The sequence below is a fragment of the Streptomyces sp. NPDC029296 genome (assembly GCF_055569255.1).
Genome location: NZ_JBVHXT010000024.1, coordinates 95,816 through 117,496, shown reverse-complemented (window position 1 = coordinate 117,496; position 21,681 = coordinate 95,816). Strand labels below are relative to the sequence as shown.

The 21,681-nt window shown below is 73.7% G+C and carries 20 protein-coding genes and 1 pseudogene; 14 read left to right on the top strand and 7 right to left on the bottom strand.

The genetic code is table 11. The features are described from left to right. Positions 1-301: 301 nt before the first annotated feature. Together ACZ4W9_RS22040 and ACZ4W9_RS22035 are read left to right on the top strand one after the other, a co-directional pair. Positions 302-1,393, top strand: a complete 1,092-nt coding sequence (locus ACZ4W9_RS22040) for a LacI family DNA-binding transcriptional regulator (RefSeq protein ID WP_467938336.1) — start codon at positions 302-304, stop codon at positions 1,391-1,393. Positions 1,394-1,455: 62 nt separating this feature from the next. After that, complete coding sequence (locus tag ACZ4W9_RS22035) at positions 1,456-1,671, top strand: hypothetical protein (RefSeq protein WP_467938334.1); 216 nt, start codon at positions 1,456-1,458, stop codon at positions 1,669-1,671. A gap of 72 nt (positions 1,672-1,743) precedes the next feature. On the opposite strand, the gene ACZ4W9_RS22030 is transcribed toward ACZ4W9_RS22035, so the two are convergent. From ACZ4W9_RS22030 to ACZ4W9_RS22010, 5 genes are all read right to left on the bottom strand, one after another. Further along, on the bottom strand, positions 1,744-2,001 hold the full coding sequence (locus ACZ4W9_RS22030; RefSeq protein WP_467938332.1) for a hypothetical protein: 258 nt from the start codon (positions 1,999-2,001) through the stop codon (positions 1,744-1,746). Next, the gene (locus ACZ4W9_RS22025; RefSeq protein WP_467938330.1) at positions 1,998-2,861 is read right to left on the bottom strand and encodes an isocitrate lyase/PEP mutase family protein; all 864 of its coding nucleotides are present in this window, start codon (positions 2,859-2,861) and stop codon (positions 1,998-2,000) included. Before ACZ4W9_RS22025 ends, ACZ4W9_RS22030 begins: the two co-directional genes overlap by 4 nt. Before the next feature lie 156 nt (positions 2,862-3,017). Further along, a complete protein-coding gene (locus ACZ4W9_RS22020; RefSeq protein ID WP_467938328.1) occupies positions 3,018-3,674 on the bottom strand; it encodes a ThuA domain-containing protein in 657 nt (218 codons plus the stop codon). 197 nt (positions 3,675-3,871) lie between these two features. Then, complete coding sequence (locus tag ACZ4W9_RS22015) at positions 3,872-4,462, bottom strand: membrane lipoprotein (protein ID WP_467938326.1); 591 nt, start codon at positions 4,460-4,462, stop codon at positions 3,872-3,874. Between the two features lie 189 nt (positions 4,463-4,651). Continuing rightward, positions 4,652-6,109, bottom strand: coding sequence for an amidase (locus ACZ4W9_RS22010; protein WP_467938324.1), 1,458 nt, complete (start codon positions 6,107-6,109; stop codon positions 4,652-4,654). A 127-nt stretch (positions 6,110-6,236) separates the two neighbouring features. On the opposite strand from ACZ4W9_RS22010, the gene ACZ4W9_RS22005 reads away from it, so the two are divergent. Next, a complete protein-coding gene (locus ACZ4W9_RS22005; RefSeq protein WP_467938322.1) occupies positions 6,237-6,872 on the top strand; it encodes a TetR/AcrR family transcriptional regulator in 636 nt (211 codons plus the stop codon). Between the two features lie 374 nt (positions 6,873-7,246). Here ACZ4W9_RS22005 and ACZ4W9_RS22000 read toward each other — a convergent pair whose 3' ends face one another. Further along, a complete protein-coding gene (locus tag ACZ4W9_RS22000; RefSeq protein ID WP_467938320.1) occupies positions 7,247-8,173 on the bottom strand; it encodes a VC0807 family protein in 927 nt (308 codons plus the stop codon). Positions 8,174-8,791: 618 nt separating this feature from the next. Further along, a pseudogene (locus tag ACZ4W9_RS21995) lies at positions 8,792-9,925 on the bottom strand (YihY/virulence factor BrkB family protein); the annotation flags it as partial. A gap of 242 nt (positions 9,926-10,167) precedes the next feature. On the opposite strand from ACZ4W9_RS21995, the gene ACZ4W9_RS21990 reads away from it, so the two are divergent. From ACZ4W9_RS21990 to ACZ4W9_RS21940, 11 genes are all read left to right on the top strand, one after another. Next, positions 10,168-11,802: an acyl-CoA dehydrogenase family protein gene (locus ACZ4W9_RS21990; RefSeq protein ID WP_467938318.1), complete on the top strand. Its 1,635-nt coding sequence runs from the start codon at positions 10,168-10,170 to the stop codon at positions 11,800-11,802. Positions 11,803-12,127: 325 nt separating this feature from the next. Beyond that, positions 12,128-13,417, top strand: a complete 1,290-nt coding sequence (locus ACZ4W9_RS21985; protein ID WP_467938316.1) for a GAF domain-containing protein — start codon at positions 12,128-12,130, stop codon at positions 13,415-13,417. Between the two features lie 158 nt (positions 13,418-13,575). Then, positions 13,576-14,907 (top strand): hypothetical protein, encoded by a 1,332-nt coding sequence (locus ACZ4W9_RS21980; protein ID WP_467938314.1) that lies wholly within the window; start codon positions 13,576-13,578, stop codon positions 14,905-14,907. Positions 14,908-15,162: 255 nt separating this feature from the next. Next, positions 15,163-15,735: a GNAT family N-acetyltransferase gene (locus ACZ4W9_RS21975; protein WP_467938311.1), complete on the top strand. Its 573-nt coding sequence runs from the start codon at positions 15,163-15,165 to the stop codon at positions 15,733-15,735. A gap of 127 nt (positions 15,736-15,862) precedes the next feature. After that, on the top strand, positions 15,863-15,946 hold the full coding sequence (locus ACZ4W9_RS21970) for a putative leader peptide (protein ID WP_345942706.1): 84 nt from the start codon (positions 15,863-15,865) through the stop codon (positions 15,944-15,946). Positions 15,947-16,070: 124 nt separating this feature from the next. Continuing rightward, positions 16,071-17,771, top strand: a complete 1,701-nt coding sequence (locus ACZ4W9_RS21965; protein WP_467938307.1) for a nitrite/sulfite reductase — start codon at positions 16,071-16,073, stop codon at positions 17,769-17,771. After that, positions 17,768-17,950 (top strand): hypothetical protein, encoded by a 183-nt coding sequence (locus ACZ4W9_RS21960; protein ID WP_467938305.1) that lies wholly within the window; start codon positions 17,768-17,770, stop codon positions 17,948-17,950. Before ACZ4W9_RS21965 ends, ACZ4W9_RS21960 begins: the two co-directional genes overlap by 4 nt. Next, on the top strand, positions 17,947-18,657 hold the full coding sequence (locus tag ACZ4W9_RS21955) for a phosphoadenylyl-sulfate reductase (RefSeq protein ID WP_467938303.1): 711 nt from the start codon (positions 17,947-17,949) through the stop codon (positions 18,655-18,657). The genes ACZ4W9_RS21960 and ACZ4W9_RS21955 overlap by 4 nt, the downstream gene beginning before the upstream one ends. A gap of 26 nt (positions 18,658-18,683) precedes the next feature. After that, a complete protein-coding gene (gene cysC, locus ACZ4W9_RS21950; protein ID WP_467938301.1) occupies positions 18,684-19,220 on the top strand; it encodes an adenylyl-sulfate kinase in 537 nt (178 codons plus the stop codon). Next, on the top strand, positions 19,217-20,152 hold the full coding sequence (gene cysD, locus ACZ4W9_RS21945) for a sulfate adenylyltransferase subunit CysD (protein ID WP_467938298.1): 936 nt from the start codon (positions 19,217-19,219) through the stop codon (positions 20,150-20,152). Before cysC ends, cysD begins: the two co-directional genes overlap by 4 nt. Before the next feature lie 2 nt (positions 20,153-20,154). Continuing rightward, a complete protein-coding gene (locus ACZ4W9_RS21940; protein ID WP_467938294.1) occupies positions 20,155-21,489 on the top strand; it encodes a sulfate adenylyltransferase subunit 1 in 1,335 nt (444 codons plus the stop codon). The last annotated feature ends 192 nt before the right edge of the window (positions 21,490-21,681 follow it).

Sequence of the window (21,681 nt, the reverse complement as noted above, 5' to 3'; positions counted from 1 at the left end):
GTCGGCGCGCGGGAGAGAACGGGCGCCCTCGGCGGCGCCCCCTGGTCGAACAACGACACCGGGCGCCGATGACGTTACGTGCCCGAGTCCGTACCGTGTGTATCCGCCCGGCCTCCTCGAAAGCTCCGGCCGCCCGGACCCTCCCACCGGGCGGCCGGCTCGTTCGTCTTCCCGCCGCGTTGAGGCCCACCTATCGTAGGAAGCGCTTTCTGTCCGTGGTCGGCGATCCGTACCGGCCGCGACAGCGCGTCGGTCGCAGGTGTCGACGGCCCACGGGCGGGCCGGAGGGAGGCGGTTCGCTATGGTCCGTGCGCGGGGTGGGAACGTGGTGGCCGGGCCGACGCTGGCGGTGGTGGCCCGGGAGGCGGGCGTGTCCGTGCCCACCGCGTCGAAGGTGGTCAACGGCCGTGAGGACGTGGCGCCGGAGACCCGCCGCCGGGTGACCGAGGCGCTGGAGCGGCTCGGCTATGTGCGCCGCCCGCGCTTCGACGCGGCCCGGGCACCGGGCCTGGTGGACCTGGTGCTGCGCTCGCTGGAGAGTTCCCGGTCGGGCGCGGTGCTGCACGGGGTGGAGGCGGCGGCGTACGAGGAGGGCCTGGACGTGGTGGTGTCGGCCGCGCCCGCCCGGGGCCGGGACGCCCGCCCGGAACAGGGGTGGCTGGACAGGCTGACCGCGCGCGGCTCCTCGGGGGTGCTGTTCCACCTGGCGGAGCTGTCCGCCGCGCAGTACGCCTGGCTGGACCACCATCGCATTCCCTACGTGCTCATCGACCCGGCCCACGAGCCGCCGGCCGGCGTGGTGTCGGTCGGGGCGGCCAACTGGCAGGGCGGGGTGTGCGCGACCGAACATCTGCTGGAGCTGGGCCACGAGCGGATCGGGGTGATCGCCGCGCACCGGCGCACGATGGCCGGCGAGGCCCGGCTGGCCGGCTACCGCTCGGCACTCGCCTCGGCGGGCGTGCGGTACCGCGCCGAGTACGTGCGGCACGCGGACTCCGACGAGTCCACCGCCCGGCTGCGCACCCACGAGCTGCTGGACCTGCCCGAGCCGCCGACGGCCGTCTTCGTGTGCTCGGACCGGATGGCGCTCGGGGTGTACACGGCGCTCGCGGAGCGGGAGGTGCGGGTGCCCGACGCCATGAGCGTGGTGGGCTTCGACGACCTGCCCGAGGCCCGCTGGGCCGCACCGGCGCTGACCACCGTCCGCCAGCCGCTGGCGGAGATGGCGGCCACGGCGCTGCGGCTGCTGGTCCGCATGACACACGGCGACCGCCCCGAGGGCACCCGGACGGAGCTGTCGACCCGGCTGGTACGGCGGGCGAGCACGGCCCCGCCGGCGCCGCGCCGCCCCACCGCGTACGCGCCCGTCACCGCGGAGCGGCCATCCGCGTGACGCCCCCGGCGCGTCGGCCCCTCGTCCGGTGACCCCGTCCCCGCGGGGGTCGTTGGCCGGGCATGAACCACAGCACGCGTACCGCCACGGCCCTCGCCGTGGCCGCAGTCGCCCTGACCACCGCCTACGGCACGGCCCATGCCGCCCGGCACACCCTCGCCCCCGGACAGCAGCGCGCCACCGTGGCCTCGCCCGCCGCTTCGCCCGGCGACGAGCACGACCCGAAGGAGGACGTGGAGCTCGACGAGAACGGCCGTCCCGACACCGGGGAGGACTGAGCCCCGGCACGCGTCACACGACGACGGCCGGGCATCCCCCGCGAGGAGGTGCCCGGCCGTCGTCCGTCCCGCTCAGTCTTCGTCGTCCTGGTCGGGACCGGTGAAGAGGGCCTCCACCACGTCCACGGCGCTGCCGTCGTGGTCGCTGCCGGCGGTGCCGCTGCCGGCCTGGAGGTTGGCCGTGCGGTCGACCTCGAGCCAGGAGTCGGCCTCCGAGTTGTCGATCACGGTGATCAGGCTGTCGGACGCCGCGGCCGGCGCGGCACCGGCCCCGAGGAGCGCGGCGGCGACCGCCGCGGCCGTCCCGAGCCCGGAGACGGCACGGATCACACGCCCACGCCCTCGGGGACGAGCCGCTCACGGGCGATGTTGCGCTCCAGCAGGCTGGTGGAGGCCTTCACCCCCACACCGCTCGCGGGGTCGACCTCCGGCAGCCGGCCGTCGGCCGCCTTGAGGCCGGCGAGCGCGGAGTCCATCGCCTCGTGCGCGGCGAACAGGCACGGGGTGCTGTAGATGGCGACGTCCACGCCGAGGTCGGACAGTTCGCCGAGGGACAGGCGGGGGGACTTGCCGCCGGCGATCTGGTTGAACAGCAGCGGCTTGTCCCCGACGACCTCGCGGATCCGCTTGATCCACTCGACGCTGCGCACCCCGTCGACCAGCACGACGTCGGCGTCGGTGGCCGCCAGCCGCTCGGCGCGGTGCAGGATGTCGTGCTCGTCGGTGGCGTCCGTACGGGCGACGACGACCAGGTCCCTGCGGGTCTCCAGGACCTTCTCCAGCTTCTCCAGGTACTCGTCCAGGGGCAGCACCTGCTTGCCGTCGGCGTGGCCGCAGCGGCGGGGCCGCTTCTGGTCCTCCAGGATCACCCCGGAGGCGCCGATGCGTTCCAGCCCCTCCACGACGTGGCAGGCGACCTCGGGGTCCACGTACCCGTCGTCGATGTCCACCAGCAGGTGGTGGTGCGGGAACGCGCCGCGCAGCCGCTGGACGAAGGCCACCATGTCGGGCCAGGCGATGAACCCGATGTCGGGCAGCCCGTAGTACGAGGCCGCGAAGCCGAAGCCCGAGACGAACATCCCGTCGTAGTGCTTGGCGGCGATCGACGCCGAGTACATGTCGTACACGCCGATCAGCGGTGTTGTCCCGGGCCCGGCGATGCTCTCGCGCAGCTTCTTACCGTAAGTCAAGGTCCGGCTCCTTCTGTGGGTGGGTGACGCGGGCAGGGTGGGTCACGCGTCTCGACGCCCTTTGCCAAGACAAGAGCATCTCTAGGTAGACACATGACCATCCCTCTACGCGAGCTTTAGTCACCCCAACGGGGTAACCGGTTCACCGCAGAAACGTCACTGAGCCGGTACTGCCACCCATTCGAGTCCGCCGTTCAGGTGGGCCAGGAAGTCCGGGTCGCGGTACGCGCCGGAGGCGTGCCCCAAGGCTGTGTAAAAGACACGGCCGCCCGCCGGGCCCCGCTCGCGGCACCAGGCCAGCGGATGGTCCGCGCCCATCCCACCGCCCGCGTACGACGTCTCGTCCGCGCACAGCAGCACCCGCTCCCGGCCGCCCGGGACGCGGTCGAAGTCGTACCACTCGTCGGTGAATTCCCACGTCGGCGGCAGGTGCCGGGTGGCGGGGTGGGCGGGGTCGGCGACGAGGACGCGGCCCGGCTGGTAGGCGGGGTGCCGGGTGAAGCGGGCGCCGAGGAGTTCGCCGTAGTACGGCCACCCGTACTCGGTACAGGCCGCCGCGTGCACCCCGGCGAAGCCCCCGCCCGCCCTCGTGTACCGCTCCAGCCGGGCCCGCCCGGCCGGGGTCAGCACCTCTCCGCTGGTGGACAGGAAGACCACGACCGCGAATTCGTCCAGCGGGCGTTCGAGGTCCTCGGGATCCTCGGTGTGCTCGACGGCGAACCCGCCGAGCGCCCGGATCGCGGCGACCGCGTCCGGGATGGACTCGTGGCGGTAGTCGGCGGTGCGGGTGCAGAGGAGGAGGCGAGAAGGCATGGCAGGGCTCCGGGGGGACGAGGGAGCCGGCCGGCGTCCGGGGGTGTGCCGGCCGGATGGCGGGCGACAGCGTGGCGGCGGTCCCGGTGGCCGGTCGCGGTGGGCGGGTGGGTGTGAGGGGCCCGGTGGAGGACGGAGCGGGTGGGCGTGAGGGGCCCGGTGAGGGGCGGGAGCCGGCTCGCCGTGGACGGGGCCGGTCAGTCGCCGCCGGGGACGCTGTTGTCGGGGGCTCCGTCACCGTTGGGCGGGAGGTCGCCGCGCTCCACGGGGGCCGTCGCCGTGCGGGGCGGCGGCAGGAGGGGTGCGAGTTCCTCGGGGGCGGGGCGGTGGATGGCGTCGGCGGCCCGGCGGAGCACGTCGGCCGCGACCTTCTCCCCGTAGACCCGGACCACCTGGCCCTGGGCCGGGGCCCGGCAGACATGGCCCTCGGGGCAATCGGCGGCGCTGCCGCGTTCCGCGTAGAGGTGCAGGATGGCACCGTCCTTCGCCCAGTACGCGACGGAGAAGCCGTCGTCGCCGTTCACCCCGATGGACTGCTGGGCGAGCGTGAAGCCGGGCACGTCGGTGACGTAGACGAGTTCCGGTGCGATGCCCAGCGCCCGCAGGCGCTCGTCCATGTCGGCCCGCCCGGCGTCGGCGGACGCCGGCTGCCGGGTGCTCCCGGCAGCCGCCCTCCCGGGAGCCGAGGCAGCCGGCTCGGGACCGGAACGCTCCTTCTCGGTGCCGCACGCGGTGAGCAGTGCGGGGAGGAGCAGGAGCAGCGGCAGGGCGCGTGCGGCACGGATCATGCCGCCCATCGTGCCGCACAGGCGCACCGCGGGGCACTTCCGTTCCCACGACCTCTCGCCCGATGCACGTCGTTCCGCCGCTTCCGGACCATCTGGCGATCGCCGCACCGGACTTGGGTGGTACGGTCCCGGCCCGGAGCAGCCCGAGTCCGCCGGGCCCCGGCCGTTCGGTGGACCGGCCGGCCGTCCTCACCGGCCCCGGTCCGTGGGGTGTCCCGCCCACACCGCAGGGGTCCGGCCCGACCACGGGCCGGCCTGTTCGAGTTGGCCGGCGAGGCGGAAGAGGCGGCCTTCGAGCCCGTAACCGGCGGCGAACTGCATGCCGACGGGCAGTCCGGTCCCGGGGTCGGCCGTGACCGGTACGGACATGGCGGGGGTGCCCGTCACGTTGAACACCGCGGTGAACGGCGAGAGGTCGAACAGCCGGCGCAGCCAGCCCGGACCGTCCAGCGTCTCCGCGCCCTCGGCATGGGTGCCCAGCGGCACGGGCAGGTCGGGCAGCGTCGGGGTGAGCAGCAGGTCGTACGCCTCGAAATACCGCCCCAGGCTCCGGGCGATCCGGTTCCGGAGCGCGAGAGCGGCGACGAACTGGGCGCCGCTGACCCGCTGTCCGTAGCGATAGGCGGCGAGGACGGGCGGTTCGAGGGTCGAGGAGTCGGCGGGCCGACCGAGCGCGGCGGCCAGTTCGTCGACCGAGGCCGTGAGGTTCGCACTCCACTGGCGGGCACTGGCCAGCACGAACTCCTCCCAGTCGGCGCCCAGTCCGACTTCGGCCTCCTCCACGCGATGGCCGAGGGATTCGAGCAGGCGCACGGTGCGGGAGAGGGCGCCGACCACGGGTGCGGTGGTGCGGTGCCCGCCCCACGCCTGGGCGAGGACACCGATCCGCAACGAGCCCGGAGAGCGGGTGACTTCCTCCGCGTACGGCCGGGGCGGTTCCGGTGCGACGTAGGGGTCGCCGGGCTCCGGGCCGCGGATCTGGTCGAGCAGCACCGCGCTGTCCCGTACCGTGCGGCTGACCCCGCCCTGCACGGCCAGGCCGTTGAAGACCTCGTCGGCGTCGGGCCCCATGGAGACCCGGCCACGGGTGGGCTTCAGCCCGAACAGGCCGTTGCAGGCGGCGGGTATGCGAAGGGAACCGGCGGCGTCGGTGGCGTGTGCGACCGGGACCACCCCGGCGGCGACCGCCGCGCCCGCGCCCCCGCTGGACCCGCCCGCGCTGCGCGCCGGGTCCCAGGGGTTGCGGGTCGCGCCGTACAGCACCGGTTCCGTCGTGGTGCTGTAGGCCATCTCCGGGGTCGCGGTACGCCCGAACGTCACGAGGCCCGCGCGGCGGAAGCGCCGCATCAGGAAGGAGTCGGCGGCGGCGACGTGCCCGGCCGCGAGACGGCTGCCCAGTTCCGTCCGCCGTCCGGCCATGGTGACCCCGAGGTCCTTGATCAGGAAGGGGACACCGGCCAGCGGGGCGCTTCGGGGGGCGGGCTCGTCGTCGGCCGGCCAGGTCTCCACGACGGCGTTGATCCGCGGGTCGACCGCCCGCGCGGCCTCGCGTGCGACCGCTTCCAGCTCGGCGGGCGTCACGTCGCCCTTGGCCACCAGTTCCGCGAGCCCGACGGCGTCGAAGGTCACGTACTCGGCAACTCTCACCTGTTCACTCCCGCCAAAGAAGGATACCGAAGAGTCCCTCACGATACCGACCGGTATCGTGAGGGACGGGCTGGTACCGTAGCAGCGGGTGGAGGTCGTCACAACGGACCCAGGTCACGGAGCAGTCATGGCATCGACGGTCAGCAGGCCGACCAGGGTGGCGAAACTGCCGCCCCGCGAGCGCATCCTCGACGCGGCGGAAGAGCTCTTCCAGCGCGAGGGGATCCGACGGGTGGGCGTGCAGGCCATCGCCGAGAAGGCGGCGACCACCAAAATGGCGATCTACCGGCACTTCGAGACCAAGGACGCGCTGGTCGCGGAGTGGCTGCGGATCGTCGCCGCCGACTACCAGGCGGTGTTCGACCGGGTCGGGGCCGACCATCCCGGCCGGCCCAGGGAGCAGATCCTGGGCATCGCCCGGTTCATCGCCGAGGGGCTGCCGGCGATCTCGCACCGGGGCTGCCCGTTCATCAACTCCCTCGCCGAACTGCCCGACCGCTCCCATCCCGCCCGGCAGGTCGTCGAGCAGCACAAGGCCCTCCAGATGCGCAGGCTGGTCGGCATGTGCGCCGAGGCGGGGCTGCCCGACCCCGGACAGGCCGCTGCCGAGATCACCTTCCTCCTCGAAGGCGCGCAGGTCTGCGCCCAGAACGGCAGCGTCGATCAGGCCGGGGACCGGCTGATGGACATGGTGCGGCGGATCCTCGATCAGCCCGGTTCCTCCGTTTCCTCGCACGACGGATCGCGCACGACCACTGCCTGACGGCCCTCGGCCGCCCGTCCCCCGGACTTCGCCGTCCGGGCCCCCGAGATGCCGCAGTGACACCGCGTGGCACCCGCCAAGGGGCCGGCCAAGGACGGGTCGGGTCGGGTCGGGGGCCGCGCTACGGCAGTCGGCGCGGGCGCGGCCTCCGGTGTGAGCGAACCGGCGGCTCACCGGGACGAACCCCCGCGCGGGGCCGGACGGGCAGGGCACCGCCCCCGTACGGCCGGGTGGCCGCGGCCGGTGTCCGTTTTCTTCACGACCGGCCCGCCGGCCGCCGCCCACGGTGGTGCCATGACCGTACGTGTCGCCGTGATCGGCCTGGTCGCTTCCGGCCTGGCCGCCTCCCTCGTTCCGCGCACACGGGAGCCGGCCTACGGGCTTCCCGGCCCCGCCTGCGGTGCCGTCGCCTGCGCGGGGGCGCCGAACAGCGGGAGGGCGTGGCGTCTGCGGAAGCGGTGGGTGTGGACGGCGGTGATCGCGGCGGTCAGGGCCAGCAGGACGAGGGAGGCGGCGCGGTCGAGCAGCGGCACCGTGTCGGTCGGCAGGGTCGCGGCGGCCACGGCGCCCAGCGCGCCATCGAGGAGTTGCCCGGTTCCCCAGAGCACGGTGAGGGTGCGGAGCGCACGGCGGAAGGGCGCACTGTCCCGCCAGAGCGCGGCCCGTGCGAGGACCGCGTCGCCCCGGTGCAGCCGCTGGCCCAGCCGGAACGCCAGGGGCCTGCGGGTGAACGCGGTGGCGAGTGCCCAGCCGCCGACCGCCAGGGGCAGCGCCGCGTTCTTGAACAGCAGGACGCGGGGGCCGCCGCCGGTCAGGGACACCAGCGCGGCGGCGACCAGCAGCACCGTGAGGAGGAGGTCCACCCCGTCGGTCCGGCGGTGCCGCACGGCACCGGCCAGCAGGCGCAGGGCCGGCGGTGCGCCGCTGAGCAGCAGGGCCGGACCCTGCTCGGCGCCGACGGCGCGGGCCGCGTAGAACACGAGGAGCGGGAGGAGGACGTCCACGGCGAGGGGCAGCAGGGGGCCGTGGAAAATGCCGGGTGGCTTCGGGTGTCCCGGGGGCCTCGCGGATCCGTCCGGCCTTGGTGGCAGGGGCGATGACGGCGGCCGGGGAGACGTGGGCAGGCCGGCCGGTTCGCTCGACTCGGCTGCCCTGGTGTACCTGGTCGACAGGGGCGTCGCAGTCGGCCCGGCCGCCCCGGTCCGCCTGATCGGCCCGGCGGCGGCGCTGATCACCCCCGCTGTCCCGGCCGGCCTCCCCGTCCTGCCGCGCCGACCCTCGCGTACCGTCCGCTCCGTCATGTCCGCTGCCTCCTTGCCCGGTGCCGGAGGCCGTGCCGGGCGATGCGCGACGGCGACACCCGGCTGTCCTGCTGCGGCCGTCCGGTTCCGGCCTGTGCGATCACGCTAGGCGCGGGGCGGTCTCCGGCGGATCGGAGCACGGGTGGAGCAGCGGGTGGAGAACGAGTGGAGGGGCAACGGCGTGTTCTCCACCGACGGACCCAGCCCTCGGGTGGAGACGGTCGGCCGTCGGACGCCGGCCCTTCAGGGGGCGCCGGGCAGATGGGCGGCCGGGCTCACCCCTCACCACTCGGGGTGTGCCGGATTCCTGCCGTCCCCACCGCCGTCCACAGCGGCCGTCCCGCTGCCGTCACCACTGGCGTCGCCGGTGCGGCTGCCGCCGCCGTGGTTCCAGTGGCCCCCCTCACCGGCGCCACCGCCACCCCCGGCCCAGTACCCACCGGCCCCGCCGAAGCCGCCGCTCCCGGCATCCCCGCCGCCGCTCCCGAAGCCGCCGCCCCCGCCGAATCCACCGGAACCGCCGGCTCCACCGACGCCTTCGGGGCCGCCGGCACCCCCGGCGCCCGGACCGTCCTCGGGGCCGCCCGTGCTCCCGTTCTCCCCATCCCCCTTCGCGTTCCCGTTGCCCCGGTGCGTGTGATGCGGGTTCCGGGCATGGCCGCGCAGGCGCGCGGTCACGTCTTCCGGAGGCAGGAAGCGGGACCAGCGCTCGGGGTACTCGGAGGGCATGTCGGGGTCGTCGGGGTCGGTCTCGCGGGCCGCCGCCGCGGCACGGGCCACGTACTCGGCGACCTGTGCCTCCCGCATCCGCTCGTTGGCCTCGCGCGCCGCGGCCGTGGCCGCGGCCGGCCACACCCGGTCGATGGCCGCGTTCACGGCCGCGCCGACGAGCACGGCGAAGGCGCCCACGCCGATCCACAGCAGGACCGCGACGGCGGCGGCGAGGGAACCGTAGATCGTGGCGCCCTCGATGGTGTACGTGAGATAGATGCGCAGCAGGAAACTGCCCAGGACCCACATCGCGAGGGCGACCAGCGCGCCGGGCACGTCCTCGATCCACGGGGAGCGGACCGGCACCGAGACGTGGTACAGCGTGGTCAGGAAGGCGATGGACAGGACGATCACGACCGGCCAGTACAGAACCTGGACCACCGTCTCCGACCAGGGCACGATCCGGACCACCGCGTCCGGCCCGGCCACCATCAGCGGCAGCGCCACCGAGCCGATCAGCAGCGCCACGATGAACAGCAGGAACGCCATGATCCGGGTCTTGACGATGCCCCGGACGCCGTCGAGCCCGTACATGACGGTGATGGTGTCGATGAAGACGTTCACCGCGCGCGAGCCCGACCACAGGGCGAACAGGAAGCCTATCGAGATGACGTCCGGCCGGCCGCCTCGCATCACGTCGTGCAGGATCGGCTCGGCGATCTCCTTGACGCCCTTGTCGGACAGCACCGTGCGGGAGGCGTCCAGGAGGTTGGTCTCCAGGCTGTGGATGGTGTCCGCGCCGGTCCAGTCGTCGACGTAGCCGAGCAGGCCGATCAGGCTCAGCAGCAGCGGCGGCACGGACAGCAGCGTGAAGAACGCCGCCTCCGCCGCCAGGCCGAGGATGCGGTACTCCATGCAGGAGTTGACGGTGTCCTTGAGCAACAGCCAGGCGGTCCTGCGTTTGGAGACGTTCCGGTAGAGAGCTCTGGCCCGGTGGAAGCGGCCGGCCGGGCGCTCGGGGGATTCACTTGCTGGCTGCACGAGCCAAAGGTATCCGCAGCACGGGACCGCCCTCACCTTCCGGGGCCCGCGACCGGTTCCCCGGGGTCCGGGAATCCGGTTCCGGCCCGCCGCGCGACTCCTTTGTGCCACTCTGGGCACGGTCTCGCCGGAGAAGTCCCCCACTCCCTCCCCCGAGAAGTCCCTTGCCCCCTGCCCGGAGAAGTCCCCCATCGGCCTTCCCGGACAGGTTTCCCTTCGCCTTCCCGGGTAGGTTCCCCACCATGGCAGGCACTCCCACCCACACCGTGACGAACCAGCCGCCCCCGCTGGTCGGCTACGACGTCTTCACCGCCGACCGCGCCCTCACCGAGGCCGTCGACCGGTACACCGGAGCGGACGTGCTGGAGGAGGTGCGCGCGGAGCTGTCCGCGCTCGGCCGGGCCGTGGGTTCGGCACAGGTGCAGGAGTGGGCGGTGCGGGCGAACGAACGTCCGCCCCGGCTGCGCGGCCACGACCGGTACGGCCACCGGATCGACGAGGTGGAGTTCGACCCGGCCTGGCACCGGCTGCTCGGCAAGGGGGTCTCGGCCGGGCTGACCGGCGCCTGGAGCCGGCCCTCCGGGCAGGTGCGCCGGGCGGCCGGGTTCCTGCTGTGGACGCAGGCCGAGGCGGGCACCTGCTGCCCGCTGTCGATGACGCACGCGGCCGTGCCCGCGCTGCGCGCCGACGCGGAGCTGGCCGCCGAGTGGGAGCCCCGGCTGACGTCCACGGTCTACGACCCGCAGTTGCGGCCCGCCGGGCAGAAGCCCGGGGCGCTGTTCGGGATGGGCATGACGGAGAAGCAGGGCGGCAGCGACGTCCGCGCCAACACGACCGTCGCCCGGCCCCTCGCGGAGGCGGGCGCGTACCTGCTGACCGGGCACAAGTGGTTCTGCTCGGCGCCCATGTCCGACGCGTTCCTGGTGCTCGCGCAGGCCCCGGGCGGGCTCACCTGCTTCCTGGTCCCCCGGGTCCTGCCGGACGGCGGACGCAACGTCTTCCTGATCCAGCGGCTGAAGGACAAGCTGGGCAACCGCTCGAACGCCTCCGCCGAGGTCGAGTTCGACGGCACCTGGGCGCGCCGGGTCGGCGCGGAGGGCGACGGGGTGCGGACGATCATCGGGATGGTCGCCGCGACCCGGCTGGACTGCGCGCTCGGCTCGGCGGGGCTGATGCGGCAGGCGGTGGCCCAGGCGGTGCACCACTGCGCCCACCGGGAGGCGTTCGGCGGGAAGCTGATCGACAAGCCGCTGATGCGCAACGTGCTCGCCGATCTCGCGCTGGAGTCGGAGGCGGCGACGGCGCTCGCGCTGCGGCTCGCCGCGGCCTGCGACGACGGCGGGGAGCAGGAGCGGGCGTTCCTGCGGCTGGCGGTGCCGGCCGCCAAGTACTGGATCACCAAGCGGTGCGCGCCCGTGGCCGTGGAGGCGGCCGAGTGCCTGGGCGGCAACGGGTACGTCGAGGAATCCGGTCTGCCCCGGCTGGTGCGGGAGTCGCCGCTGAACTCCATCTGGGAGGGCGCGGGGAACGTGCAGGCGCTGGACGTGCTCCGGGCGCTGCGCCGGGAGCCGGGCGCGCTGGACGCCTGCCTGACCGAGATCGGCCGGGCGCACGGCGCGGACCACCGGCTGGACCGGGCGGTGAAGGACCTGTTCACCGAACTCGCGGACCTGGAGGGCGTCGAGGGGCGGGCCCGGCGCCTGGTGGAGCGGCTCGCGCTGGTCCTCCAGGGATCGCTGCTCGTGCGGCACGCGCCGGCGGAGGTCGCCGACGCCTTCTGCGCCTCCCGGCTGGGCCGCGACCACGGCGCGTCCTTCGGCACCCTGCCCGGGGGCCTGGACCTGGAGGCGGTGGTCGAGCGGGCGCGGCCGTCCTGACCCGCCCCGGGGCCGCTCGGTCGGGCCCCGGCCGGACCGTCATCGGCAAGGGGTGGTGCTGCGCCGACACGGCACCACCCCCACCGCACGGGCCTGTTGGGCCCCCGCGGACGCGCATCGCGTCGTGGTCAAGTCTCGGCCGCCGCCCTGTGGACCACCAGGGTTGCGGGGGGTTGCAACTTATGCGGGCACATGCGCGGAGTCTGTGCCTCCGCCATGAGCGGAGCGGCACTATGTGAGGACAGTCGGACCGGAAACCGCCGCCCGGACGGCTTGACAGGAGTGTTCGACGCCTTCCGGGAGGACCGCAGTGGGGAATCCGCCGATGAATCTGACGCGCCTGGCCGCGCGGGACGCGGCGCAGGCGGCGCGGGTGCTGAGCGAGGTGCGCGAGGCCGCGCTCGCCGGGCGGCGTGCGCGGATCGCGCCCCGTCCGGTGATCGAGCAGTCGTGGCACCGGGTGCTGCGCAGCGGTGTCGATCCCGAACGCGATGTCCGCTCCGGGCTGTTGCCCTCCGACGAGGTGCGGCGACGGCGGGAGGAGTCCCCGCTGCGGCAGGTGCTGCCGGTGCTCCGGGAGGGGCTTCTTTCGGTCGCGGACGTGGCACAGCACATCATGGTCGTCGCGGACGCCGACGGGCGGGTGCTGTGGCGGGAGGGCGCGCCCCCGGTGCTGCGCAAGGCCGACGGGCTGGGGTTCGAGATCGGCGCGGACTGGCGGGAGGACGTCGTCGGCACCAACGGGGTGGGCACTCCCGCGGTGGTGCGGCGGCCCGTCCAGGTGTTCGCCGCCGAGCACTTCGTCCGGTCGCACACGTCCTGGACGTGTACGGGCGCGCCGATCACCGACCCACGGGACGGCCGGCTGCTCGGTGTGGTGGACGTCAGCGGCCCGTTGGAGACCATGCATCCGGCCACCCTCGCCTGGGTGGACTCGGTGGCCAAGCTGGCCGAGGCCCGGCTGCGGGAGCTGCATCTGACCTCGCTGGAGCGGCTGCGGGCGGTGGCGGCGCCGGTGCTGGCCCGGCTGGCCGGACGGGCCGTGGTGGTGGACCGGGACGGCTGGGCGGCGGCGGTGACCGGGATGCCGTACGTGCGGCGGGTGCGGCTGCCCAAGTCACTGGCGCCGGGCCACCGGTGGCTGCCCTCGCTGGGCGCGTGCGCGGTGGAGCCGCTGGCCGGGGGCTGGCTGCTGCGGGCGGAGGACCGGCCGCCCGCCCCGGCCCGGATCGTGCTGGACCTCGCCGGGCGGGACCGCCGTACGGTCACGGTCACCGGCTCGGCGGGTTCCTGGTCGCGGGAGTTGAGCCCGCGCCACGCGGAACTGCTGTTCCTGCTCGCCGAACACCCCGCCGGGCGGGGGGCGGCGGGGCTGGCCGAGGATGTGTTCGACGATCCCTCCCGGACGGTGACCGTGCGGGCGGAGATGTCCAGGATCCGGCGGTATCTCGGGGAGCTTCTCCGCCATCGGCCGTATCGTTTCTGCGAGGATGCGGACGTGGCGGTCGTCCTGCCGGACGACCCCGTTGACCTGCTCCCGCACTCCTCGGCGCCCGCAGTGGTCCGGAAACGGAATGCCGGGCCCGTGGGCCGGAGCGCGCGGCCCCCGGCGTAGACACCTTCCCGGCGCGGCGCTCCCCGGCCGCGGCCGACCCTGCGGTCCGGGCCCTGTCCGGCCCGTTCCTGCCGTAGCATCCGGTACGGCCGCCCCCGCTGCTCCTCGCGTCAAGGTACGGACCATCAGGCGCGGTTGGACCGGCCACTGGAGGAGAGATGAAGCATCGCGGCAGACACCGGCGGCGCAGGCACGGCGCGGCCCTGCGCGCCGTCCTGGCCGGGACCGCGCTGGCGCTCACCGCCGCCGCCACCGTGATCAGCACCTCCCAGGCGGGGGTCGCCGAAGCACCCGGCGCGCTCACACCGCTGACCTCCCCGGCGGACACCGGACGGCTCCGGCTCCAGGAGCACCCGGTGCCCGCCCGGTCGCTCGACCGGCTCGCCGCCGCGATGGGCCGCCCGGTCGGCGTGGACGCCGTCCTGCGCGGCGCCGACCGCCGGCTGCGCGCGGCGGACGACTGCTCCGCCGGCGACCGCGCGTCGCTGCCGGTCGCCCCGGCCGCCGCCCGTGCCTACTGCTGGGACGCGGCCGACACCGGCGGCGACTGGCGGCCCGCCTCGGTGACCACCTCCGGGGACGCAGGCGACGACGGCCTCTGGGGCACCCACCGGGTGCTCCTGGCCGGCTGGACCCACAGCACCACCGCCGGCCGCCCCGGTGAGCGGGGCCTCGCCCGGGTCGCCTTCGTCGACGCGGACGACCCGGCGCACCTCGTGTACCGCTGGGCGCTGCTGGTGGTGCCCGTGGACGGCGGCCGGGACTACCGGGGACTGGTCTCCGGCGTCTCGGGCATGGTCTGGCACGGGAACAAGTTGCTGGTCACCACCACGGCCGGGGGCGCCGACGCGCTGTACGTCTACGACCTCGACCGCATCCAGCGCACCACGGTCGACGGCCCCGAGGTCGGCCGGGTGCCCGGCGGCTGGTCCGCCGGCGGCCACGGCTACGTCCTGCCCGCCGTCGCCTCGTACCGCTTCGCCGCCGGCCGCTGCTCCCCCACCGGGCCGCCCTGCCCCGGGGCGCTCGCCCTGGACCGCGGTACGGCACCCGACAGTCTGGTGGCCGCGGAGTGGACCGAACCGGACGGCGACCGGCCCGCGCGGCTGTGGCGGTACGCGTTCGGCACCGACCCGGCGCGGCCCGGGCCGCTCGCCACGGACGGCGCGGGGCGGGTGGAAGCGGTGGAGGCGTACCGCACCCGGGCGGCCGGGATCCGGGGCGTGCTGTCGTACCGGAAGGCCGGGGCGGACCGGCCGTCCTGGTATGTGGGACGGCTGCCCGGTACGCAGGACGGGCACGGCGGGCTGTGGCGGCAGGACACCGAGGGGACCCGGGCGGCCCGCTGCGGCGCCGACGCCTCCGACCGCTGCTGGGCGCGGGACGCGGGCACCCTGTCCTACTGGCGGGAGACCGGCGAGGTGTGGTCGCTGTCGGACCGCATGCTGTTCGCACTGCCCCTGGCCGACCTGGACGGTGCGCTGGACTGACCCGGCCCGCCGGGCGTCGCCACCGCCGCCACCCGGGCGCCGGCGCCGGCTCGGCCGCCGGATCGGGCTCGCCACGACCGGGGGCGCCAAACCGGTCCGGCCCGCCGGGGCCGGACGAGTCCGACGGCGTGCGCCCGGCGCTCCCACCGGCCCGGTCACGCCGCCCGCGCCCGGCATCCGGCAGACCGCCGGCCGGTGCGAACCCCCGCCGGCGGACGTCGACAGACGACACGGCGGGATGATTCCCTGGCCCGCATGAACAGCGTCCCTGTCACCACGTGGTCGCTGGAGCAGACCGCTCCGGCCGACCTCCTTCCCGCCGCCGCCCCCGACGGCGATGTCCGGATCGTCCGCGCCGAGGTGCCCTCCCCCGAGTTCAGCCGGTTCCTGTACGCCTCGGTGGGCGGTGACATCCGCTGGACCGACCGGCTGGGCTGGACGTACGCGCGCTGGCGGGAGTACCTGGAGCGGCCCGGCGTGGAGACCTGGGTGGCGTACGACCGGGGCACCCCGGCCGGCTATGTGGAGATGGAGCCGCAGGACGACGGCGCGGTGGAGATCGTCTACTTCGGGCTGGTCCCCGCCTTCCGGGGCCGGCGCATCGGCGGTCATCTGCTCGCGTACGGCGCGGCCCGCGCCTGGGACCTGGCCGAGCGGTGGCCGGGGCGGGCGCCGACCAAGCGGGTGTGGCTGCACACGTGCAGCAAGGACGGCGAGCACGCGATGGACAACTACCTGCGCCGGGGCTTCAAGTTGTTCGACACCAAGGTGGAGCTGGAACCGGACGTGGCCACTCCGGGGCCGTGGCCCGGGGCCTACCCCGCCTGACCTGCCGGGACAAGCCTCCCGGCACCACATGTGAGCGACACCACTCTCGTTTCACATAGCGGGACAACTACGTCCGGATGATGGACGAAGCTGGACTGTGTCCAGATCGCCGTGACACGCTTCCGTCATGTCCGGAACTGGAGTTGCCTTGGTGAGTCGGCGGCACGTCGACCTCGGCCGCATGTCCAGCGCCATCTGTCCGGCGAGCTGACGCCTCCAGCACCGCCGCGCAACCCGTCCCCCCGCCTCCCGCGCAAAGCCGCGCACGCCTGCCCGCGTGCGCGCATCGGCGCAGGTCAGAGCTGATTCCCACCGGTCCCGAAGGACGTAGAACCATGGCCGCCACCCCACCGAACCCCGCCGCCTCCGCGCCCCGCCGCAAGGTGAGCCGTCACCGCGGCGAGGGCCAGTGGGCCGCTGGCCATTTCACGCCGCTCAACGGCAACGAACAGTTCAAGAAGGACGACGACGGTCTCAATGTGCGGACACGCATTGAGACGATTTACTCCAAGCGCGGCTTCGACTCCATCGATCCGAACGACCTGCGCGGCCGGATGCGCTGGTGGGGGCTGTACACCCAGCGCAAGCCCGGGATCGACGGCGGCAAGACCGCGATCCTGGAGCCGGAGGAGCTGGACGACAGCTACTTCATGCTGCGCGTCCGCATCGACGGCGGGGCCCTGACCACCCGGCAGCTGCGGGTGATCGGCGAGATCTCGCAGGAGTTCGCGCGCGGCACCGCGGACATCACCGACCGGCAGAACGTCCAGTACCACTGGATCCGGATCGAGGACGTGCCCGAGATCTGGGACCGGCTGGAGGGCGTGGGCCTGTCCACCGTGACCGCCTGCGGCGACACCCCGCGCGTGATGATCGGCTCACCGGTGGCGGGCATCGCCGAGGACGAGATCATCGACGCCACCCCGGCGCTGGAGGAGATGAAGCGCCGCGTCCTGGACAACAAGGCGTACTCCAACCTCCCCCGCAAGTTCAAGACGGCCATCTCGGGTTCGCCGCTGCTGGACGTGGTGCACGAGATCAACGACGTCGCGTTCGTCGGCGTGCGCCACCCCGAGCACGGACCGGGCTTCGACGTGTGGGTCGGCGGCGGCCTGTCGACCAACCCCAAGCTCGGTGTGCGGCTGGGCGCCTGGGTCCCGATCGAGGAGGTCCCGGACGTCTACGAGGGCGTCATCTCGATCTTCCGCGACTACGGCTACCGCCGGCTGCGCAACCGGGCCCGCCTGAAGTTCCTCGTCGCCGACTGGGGCGCGGAGAAGTTCCGGCAGGTGCTGGAGGACGAGTACCTGGGCGGGCGCAGGCTCGTCGACGGGCCCGCGCCCGAGCAGCCCGTCCAGCAGTGGCGCGACCACATCGGTGTGCACCGGCAGAAGGACGGCCGGTTCTACGTCGGTTTCGCGCCGCGGGTCGGCCGGGTCGACGGGGCCACGCTGACGAAGGTCGCCGACCTCGCCGAGGCACACGGCTCGGGCCGGGTGCGCACCACCGTCGAGCAGAAGATGATCATTCTCGACGTCGAGCAGGACCGGGTCGACTCGCTGGTGGAGGGCCTGGAGGCGCTGGACCTCACCGCCCGGCCGTCCTCCTTCCGGCGCGGCACCATGGCCTGCACCGGCATCGAGTTCTGCAAGCTCGCCATCGTGGAGACCAAGCAGCGCGGCTCCCAGCTGATCGACGAACTGGAGCGCCGCCTGCCGGACTTCGACGAGCCGCTCACCATCAACCTCAACGGCTGCCCGAACGCCTGCGCCCGCATCCAGGTCGCGGACATCGGTCTCAAGGGCCAGCTGGTCCTGAACGACCGGGGCGAGCAGGTCGAGGGCTACCAGGTGCACTTGGGCGGCGCCCTCGGCCTGGAGGCGGGCTTCGGCCGCAAGGTGCGCGGGCTGAAGGTGACGTCCGAGGAACTGCCCGACTACATCGAGCGGGTGCTGAAGCGCTTCCAGGCGGAACGCGAGGACGGCGAACGCTTCGCGGCGTGGGTGGCGCGTGCTTCCGAGGAGGCGCTGTCGTGAGCGAGCGGGCGGCGCCCTTCCACTGCCCCTATTGCGGCGACGAGGACCTGCGCCCGAGCGGCGAGGGTCACGGCGCCTGGGAATGCGGGGCGTGCAACCGCGCATTCCAGCTGAAGTTCCTGGGACTGCTGGCCCGGGGCGTTCAGCGAGCCGACAACGGAGGGGACGAGCGGATATGACGACGACTCAGGACGAGCGGTCCACCGAGGAGTGGAAGGCGCTCGCCGAGCAGGCGGGCCGTGAGCTGGAGGACGCCTCCGCGCTGGAGATCCTCCGGTGGGCGGTGGACACCTTCGGCGACGGGTTCTGCGTCACCTCCTCCATGGAGGACGCCGTGGTCGCCCATCTCGCCTCGCGCGTACGCAAGGGCGTGGACGTCGTCTTCCTGGACACCGGCTACCACTTCCCGGAGACCATCGGTACCCGGGACGCGGTCGAGGCCGTGATGGACGTCAACGTCATCACCCTCACCCCGCGGCAGACGGTCGCCGAGCAGGACGCCGAGTACGGCGCGAGACTGCACGACCGCGACCCCGACCTGTGCTGCAGGCTGCGCAAGGTCAAGCCCCTCGAAGAGGGCCTGGCGAACTACCGGGCGTGGGCGACGGGCCTGCGCCGCGACGAGTCCCCGACCCGGGCGAACACCCCCGTCGTCGGCTGGGACGAGAAGCGGCAGAAGGTCAAGGTCTCCCCCATCGCCCGCTGGACCCAGGACGACGTGGACGCGTACATCGCCGAACACGGCGTGCTGGCCAACCCGTTGCTGATGGACGGTTACGCGTCCATCGGCTGCGCCCCGTGCACCCGCCGGGTCCTTAAGGGCGAGGACGCGCGCGCCGGCCGCTGGGCCGGACGCGCCAAGACCGAGTGCGGACTGCACGGATGACGAACGACTCGATTCAGGAGAACGACGTGACGACCGGAGCCACCGTCTGGCTCACGGGTCTGCCGAGCGCCGGCAAGACCACCATCGCCTACGAGCTGGCGGGCCGGCTGCGTGCCGAGGGCCACCGCGTCGAGGTGCTCGACGGCGACGAGATCCGCGAGTTCATCTCGGCCGGCCTCGGTTTCTCCCGGGAGGACCGGCACACCAACGTCCAGCGCATCGGCTTCGTCGCCGAACTGCTCGCCCGCAACGGCGTCAAGGCCCTGGTGCCGGTGATCGCGCCGTACGCGGACAGCCGGGAGGCGGTACGCAAGCGGCACGAGGAGAACGGGACGCCGTATCTGGAGATCCATGTGGCGACCCCCGTCGACGTGTGCAGCGTGCGCGATGTGAAGGGGCTGTACGCCAAGCAGGCCGCGGGCGAGCTGACCGGGCTCACCGGGGTCGACGACCCGTACGAGGAGCCCGAGACGCCTGATCTGCGGATCGAGTCGCAGCACCAGACGGTCCAGGAGTCCGCGGCGTCGGTGTACGCGCTGCTGAGCGAGAGGGGACTGGCATGACCACGGTCGCCAAGGCGGAGGACGGCACGGAGAGCCCGTACGCCCTGTCGCACCTGGACGCGCTGGAGTCCGAGGCGGTGCACATCTTCCGCGAGGTGGCGGGCGAGTTCGAGAACCCGGTGATCCTGTTCTCCGGCGGCAAGGACTCCATCGTCATGCTGCACCTCGCGCTGAAGGCGTTCGCCCCGGCCGCGGTCCCCTTCTCGCTGCTGCACGTGGACACGGGACACAACTTCCCGGAGGTCCTCGAGTACCGGGACCGCGTGGCCGCCGCACACGGGCTGCGCCTCCATGTGGCCTCCGTCCAGGACTACATCGACCGCGGTGTGCTCAGGGAACGTCCCGACGGCACCCGCAACCCGCTGCAGACCCTGCCGCTGACGGAGAAGATCCAGAGCGAGAGGTTCGACGCCGTGTTCGGCGGCGGGCGCCGGGACGAGGAGAAGGCCCGCGCCAAGGAGCGCGTCTTCTCCCTGCGCGACGAGTTCTCCCAGTGGGACCCGCGCCGCCAGCGCCCCGAGCTGTGGAACCTGTACAACGGCCGGCACGCCCCCGGCGAGCACGTGCGGGTCTTCCCGCTGTCCAACTGGACCGAGCTGGACGTGTGGCAGTACATCGCCCGCGAGGGCATCGAGCTGCCGCAGATCTACTACGCGCACGAGCGCGAGGTCTTCGAGCGTTCCGGCATGTGGCTGACCGCCGGAGAGTGGGGCGGCCCGAAGGACGGCGAGACGGTGGAGAAGCGGCGGGTGCGCTACCGCACCGTCGGTGACATGTCCTGCACCGGCGCGGTCGACTCCGACGCCGACACGATCGAGAAGGTCATCGCCGAGATCGCCGCGTCCCGGCTGACCGAGCGGGGCGCGACCCGCGCCGACGACAAGCTGTCCGAGGCCGCGATGGAAGACCGCAAGCGCGAGGGGTACTTCTAAGCATGAGCACGACCACGACCGAGGCGCTCTCGGCCACGACCCTGCTGCGGTTCGCCACCGCCGGCTCCGTCGACGACGGCAAGTCCACCCTCGTCGGGCGGCTGCTGCACGACTCCAAGTCGGTCCTCGCCGACCAGCTGGAGGCCGTGGAGCGGGTCTCCGCGAGCCGCGGCCAGGACGGCCCCGACCTCGCCCTCCTCACCGACGGGCTGCGCGCCGAGCGGGAGCAGGGCATCACCATCGATGTCGCCTACCGCTACTTCGCCACGCCCCGGCGCCGGTTCATCCTCGCCGACACCCCCGGCCACGTGCAGTACACCCGGAACATGGTCACCGGGGCCTCCACCGCCGAGCTGACCGTCGTCCTGGTCGACGCCCGCAACGGCGTGGTCGAGCAGACCCGCCGGCACGCCGCCATCGCCGCCCTGCTCCGGGTCCCGCACGTCGTGCTGGCCGTGAACAAGATGGACCTCGTCGGCTATGAGGAGCGCGTCTTCGCGCGGATAGCCGAGGAGTTCACGGCGTACGCGACCGAGCTGGGCGTGCCCGAGGTCACCGCGATCCCGATCTCCGCGCTGGCCGGGGACAACGTGGTGGAGCCGAGCGCGAACATGGACTGGTACGGCGGCCCCACCGTGCTGGAGCACCTGGAGACGGTGCCGGTCAGCCACGACCTGGCGCACTGCCACGCGCGGCTGCCCGTGCAGTACGTGATCCGGCCGCAGAGCGCCGAGCACCCGGACTACCGGGGCTACGCGGGCCAGATCGCGGCCGGCACCTTCCGGGTCGGCGAGGAGGTCACGGTCCTGCCGTCCGGGCGGACCACCCGCGTCGCCGGCATCGACCTGCTGGGCAAGCCGGTCGACGTGGCCTGGACGACCCAGTCGGTGACGATCCTGCTGGCGGACGACATCGACGTCTCGCGCGGCGACCTGATCGTGCCGACGAAGGACGCCCCGCCCACCACCCAGGACGTGGAGGCGACCGTCTGCCATGTCGCCGACGCGCCGCTCACCGTGGGCCACCGGGTCCTGCTCAAGCACGGCACCCGCACGGTCAAGGCGATCGTGAAGGACATTCCGTCCCGGCTCACGCTCGACGACCTGTCCCTGCACCCGCACCCGGGCCGGCTCGTCGCCAACGACATCGGCCGGGTGAAGATCCGTACCGCCGAGCCGCTTCCGGTCGACTCCTACGCCGACTCCCGGCGCACCGGCTCCTTCATCCTGATCGACCCCGCCGACGGCACCACGCTGACCGCGGGCATGGTCGGCGAGTCGTTCGCCGCCCCCGAGCCGGTCAAGGACGAGGCCGACGACGACGGCTGGGACTTCTGACATGAGGACGCCCGACGTCTACTCCACGTTCGCGAAGGAGGGCGGCCGTGTCGGCAGCGGCGCCCTCGGCAGCGGGCAGGGCGGGGTGGCGCGATGTGTGCGCTGACGTACGCGCACCGCTCGCGCGCCCGCTCCCCCCACCCTGCCCCACACGCTCGACTTCGCTCGCCCGCGACGGGATACCCGTCCCGG

Coding starts and splice junctions, on each gene's coding strand:
- ACZ4W9_RS22000 (WP_467938320.1), bottom strand. CDS start 8,173: ATGACGGAGCGGACGGTACGCGAGGGTCGGCGCGGCAGGACGGGGAGG.
- ACZ4W9_RS21955 (WP_467938303.1), top strand. CDS start 17,947: ATGACGACGACTCAGGACGAGCGGTCCACCGAGGAGTGGAAGGCGCTC.
- ACZ4W9_RS21975 (WP_467938311.1), top strand. CDS start 15,163: ATGAACAGCGTCCCTGTCACCACGTGGTCGCTGGAGCAGACCGCTCCG.
- ACZ4W9_RS22035 (WP_467938334.1), top strand. CDS start 1,456: ATGAACCACAGCACGCGTACCGCCACGGCCCTCGCCGTGGCCGCAGTC.
- cysD (WP_467938298.1), top strand. CDS start 19,217: ATGACCACGGTCGCCAAGGCGGAGGACGGCACGGAGAGCCCGTACGCC.
- ACZ4W9_RS21940 (WP_467938294.1), top strand. CDS start 20,155: ATGAGCACGACCACGACCGAGGCGCTCTCGGCCACGACCCTGCTGCGG.
- ACZ4W9_RS21970 (WP_345942706.1), top strand. CDS start 15,863: ATGTCCGGAACTGGAGTTGCCTTGGTGAGTCGGCGGCACGTCGACCTC.
- ACZ4W9_RS22020 (WP_467938328.1), bottom strand. CDS start 3,674: ATGCCTTCTCGCCTCCTCCTCTGCACCCGCACCGCCGACTACCGCCAC.
- ACZ4W9_RS21990 (WP_467938318.1), top strand. CDS start 10,168: ATGGCAGGCACTCCCACCCACACCGTGACGAACCAGCCGCCCCCGCTG.
- ACZ4W9_RS21985 (WP_467938316.1), top strand. CDS start 12,128: ATGAATCTGACGCGCCTGGCCGCGCGGGACGCGGCGCAGGCGGCGCGG.
- ACZ4W9_RS22005 (WP_467938322.1), top strand. CDS start 6,237: ATGGCATCGACGGTCAGCAGGCCGACCAGGGTGGCGAAACTGCCGCCC.
- ACZ4W9_RS22040 (WP_467938336.1), top strand. CDS start 302: ATGGTCCGTGCGCGGGGTGGGAACGTGGTGGCCGGGCCGACGCTGGCG.
- ACZ4W9_RS21965 (WP_467938307.1), top strand. CDS start 16,071: ATGGCCGCCACCCCACCGAACCCCGCCGCCTCCGCGCCCCGCCGCAAG.
- ACZ4W9_RS22015 (WP_467938326.1), bottom strand. CDS start 4,462: ATGATCCGTGCCGCACGCGCCCTGCCGCTGCTCCTGCTCCTCCCCGCA.
- ACZ4W9_RS21980 (WP_467938314.1), top strand. CDS start 13,576: ATGAAGCATCGCGGCAGACACCGGCGGCGCAGGCACGGCGCGGCCCTG.